This window comes from Neobacillus drentensis (assembly GCF_036962765.1).
GTDB classification, from domain to species: domain Bacteria; phylum Bacillota; class Bacilli; order Bacillales; family Cytobacillaceae; genus Neobacillus; species Neobacillus drentensis_C.
The window spans coordinates 1-2,609 of record NZ_JBALOS010000232.1 but is presented as its reverse complement, the minus strand read 5'-3'; the positions used below and the strand labels follow the sequence as shown (position 1 = coordinate 2,609).

At 36.2% G+C, this 2,609-nt stretch carries 5 protein-coding genes; 2 read left to right on the top strand and 3 right to left on the bottom strand.

Features of this window, described 5'->3' with window-relative positions:
- The first annotated feature begins 128 nt into the window (after positions 1 to 128).
- On the top strand, positions 129 to 842 hold the full coding sequence (locus V7137_RS24320) for a LysM peptidoglycan-binding domain-containing protein (protein ID WP_335700457.1): 714 nt from the start codon (positions 129 to 131) through the stop codon (positions 840 to 842).
- Between the two features lie 89 nt (positions 843 to 931).
- Positions 932 to 1,387 carry a YpbF family protein gene (locus V7137_RS24315; protein WP_218349121.1) on the top strand — a complete coding sequence of 152 codons (456 nt, stop codon included), beginning with the start codon at positions 932 to 934 and terminating at the stop codon, positions 1,385 to 1,387.
- Positions 1,388 to 1,416: 29 nt separating this feature from the next.
- On the opposite strand, the gene cotJC is transcribed toward V7137_RS24315, so the two are convergent.
- The 3 genes from cotJC to V7137_RS24300 are packed head-to-tail and all read right to left on the bottom strand — an operon-like array spanning position 1,417 to position 2,517.
- Complete coding sequence (cotJC, locus tag V7137_RS24310; RefSeq protein ID WP_335700456.1) at positions 1,417 to 1,986, bottom strand: spore coat protein CotJC; 570 nt, start codon at positions 1,984 to 1,986, stop codon at positions 1,417 to 1,419.
- A gap of 43 nt (positions 1,987 to 2,029) precedes the next feature.
- A complete protein-coding gene (locus tag V7137_RS24305; protein ID WP_335700455.1) occupies positions 2,030 to 2,290 on the bottom strand; it encodes a spore coat protein CotJB in 261 nt (86 codons plus the stop codon).
- Positions 2,287 to 2,517 carry a spore coat associated protein CotJA gene (locus V7137_RS24300; protein ID WP_335700454.1) on the bottom strand — a complete coding sequence of 77 codons (231 nt, stop codon included), beginning with the start codon at positions 2,515 to 2,517 and terminating at the stop codon, positions 2,287 to 2,289. Before V7137_RS24300 ends, V7137_RS24305 begins: the two co-directional genes overlap by 4 nt.
- Positions 2,518 to 2,609 lie beyond the last annotated feature (92 nt).

Genomic DNA, 2,609 nt, shown 5'->3' with positions numbered 1-2,609 from the left:
ATTAATTTATGAATCGACCACTATTTTAGCTGTTACCCTTGTTATGCATTTTGTGATTGATTTTTTATTAGGTGTGTATATAAAATTTAAAAGTCCTACCAGAGTAGACGACAAGGGATGAGAGAGCCATGAACAATGAAGAACCATACAGAGACCAGGCGGAACGATTAAAACAACGGATAGAAAAAATTAATGAAAAAGTGGACGCCAAAGACGGTTTGCCGCCGCGTGAACAGATACATCGTCAAAAGAAGAAAAAAACAAAGTGGAAGTTAAAATATCCTGTTATTCGTTTATTAGTTTTGTTTTTTATCCTCTTGCCAATCATTATTTTTAGTGTGATCTCTTACCGTGATGGGGCTAAAAAAATTAATGGAGTTGAGAAACCTGCTGAGGATTCAGTTGGATATGAAACCATTAATTTGGAAAATACAAATGAGGACGAAGGATCAAAAGCTGTAAATTCTGATCAATCAAAGGAAACGGTAACTGAAGATAACCAATCAGAAGAAACAAGTAAAGAATCTAATGATCAGATAGAGGCAGCTGAAACGACAACCGATAACTCTGTTGAAACCGACAATACAAATGAAAACAAACCAGATACCCCAGTATCAGATAATAATAGTGAACCAGAAAAAGAGAAAGTAATAGCAGAAACTACAACACCACCAAAAGATTCTATTGTTACTCATACCGTTAAACCAAAGGAAAATCTTTATAGAATAGCAATGAGGTACTATCACTCTCCAAAGGGGATGGACATCATTATGAAAGCTAATCATCTTCAGAGCAAACAAATTAGTGCAGGACAGGTATTGAAAATACCATTGAATAACTAACCGATCCATTGGTGATCGGTTTTTTTATGAAGAAAAACATAATAGAAAGGACAAGTTCATATGTATATATAGAAATGGAGGGTGATAAAATGGATTCTCCAATCCAATTACTTGAAAATACGGATCAAGCAACTAAGCAAGCGCTTGAAAATGTAAGAAAAAGAAAAGAAAAGTTTGATCGGTTTAAAAAACGCCATATTCTTTCAATCTGGGCAACCATCATTTTGGCAGTGTGTTTTTTTGTCTATTTATATCTTACGGTAGCCAGCATTTATTCCTATTCTTTTGCTGCTATGTTTTCAGCTTTTGTTAATGATTCCAATAATTTAACACTGTTAGTTTTTTGTGTGGGCATGTATGGAACAATGAACTTGTTGAAAGAGAAAAGAGATAAAGCAGAAAAAGAATACCATGAATTACGATGTGAAATTGTGGATCGCAGTAAGGACTACTGGAAGAAAGAAGAAGAATGGAAAAACCGGCATATTGTATTTGAAATGATGAAATCGAAATATGACATTAATCTATACCATGAAAAGAAATAAGAAGCAGTAATCTGCTTCTTAATTTTATCTTAAAATATTTTCTTCTGACCTTGTTCGTCTTTTAAAATTTCTACAGCTTCACGGAAGCGTTGCGAATGGATGATTTCCCGTTCACGTAAAAAGCGAAGACTATCATTAATATCAGGATCGTCACTTAAGTTAATCAACCACTGATAGGTTGCACGTGCCTTTTCTTCTGCTGCAATATCTTCATATAAATCTGCAATGGGGTCACCCTTAGCAGTTATATAAGTAGCTGTAAATGGAGCCCCTGCGGCATTATGGTAGTATAATGCACTATCATGGTCAGCATAATGTGCTCCCAATCCAGCTGCTTTCATTTGTTCAGGCGTGGCATCTTTCGTTAATTTATAAACCATGGTAGCAATCATTTCCAGGTGGGCGAATTCTTCTGTACCGATATCAGTTAGAAGGCCAATTACCTTATCAGGAATAGTGTATCTTTGGTTTAAGTATCGAAGTGCAGCAGCAAGTTCTCCATCGGCACCCCCATATTGCTCAATTAAATATTTTGCCAATGTTGGGTTACAAGTACTGACGCGTACAGGATATTGTAATTTTTTTTCGTAAATCCACATTTACACCAATCCCTCCTCTAAAATAATATTTGCGCTTCCGCTTTTATACTTGCCAAGGCCATGGTGTGTCGTCCCAATTCCAAGGATAACCCGAATAACTATTGCCATATTGCAATAAAGGTCCAAATTGGCTTTCAAATGCTTTTTTTAGATGTTTTCTTTCTTTAGCGTAATGATTGAATTGATTGATGGCTTCAAGATCATGGTTGTGTGTATCTAAGTAAAGGGTCAACTCGACTAAGACAAAGTCAACAGCCTGCAGTTGCTCCATTAATTGATAATACTCCGCAGGTACTTGTTTCATTGAGGTAATCCTCCTTTGCCAGCCTCAAGTGGACTAAACCAAGGATCATAAAATGCTTTCCAGAGCGTACCTGCTCTTAGTGCCTCAAGTGGTGTGAATTGTGGAAGATTCGGTGGCTGATAGCCCATATATAAATGCGGCGGGGTAGAATAAGCTTTTTCAAGAATAGGCTTACAAGGGTCAAACGGACTCGCATAAGGATGATAAGTTTTGAAATGAGTATTCATTGTAGCCCTCCCTTTATTCAACATCAATTAATATTATGGAAATTTCCTTTTTCTATGACATTATCTTAAAAGATAAAGGGATATTTCCAAGC

Bases quoted from the DNA above. Each gene is read 5' to 3' on its own strand.
- V7137_RS24305 (WP_335700455.1), bottom strand. From the start codon at position 2,290: ATGAAACAAGTACCTGCGGAGTATTATCAATTAATGGAGCAACTGCAG.
- V7137_RS24300 (WP_335700454.1), bottom strand. From the start codon at position 2,517: ATGAATACTCATTTCAAAACTTATCATCCTTATGCGAGTCCGTTTGAC.
- cotJC (WP_335700456.1), bottom strand. From the start codon at position 1,986: ATGTGGATTTACGAAAAAAAATTACAATATCCTGTACGCGTCAGTACT.
- V7137_RS24315 (WP_218349121.1), top strand. From the start codon at position 932: ATGGATTCTCCAATCCAATTACTTGAAAATACGGATCAAGCAACTAAG.
- V7137_RS24320 (WP_335700457.1), top strand. From the start codon at position 129: ATGAACAATGAAGAACCATACAGAGACCAGGCGGAACGATTAAAACAA.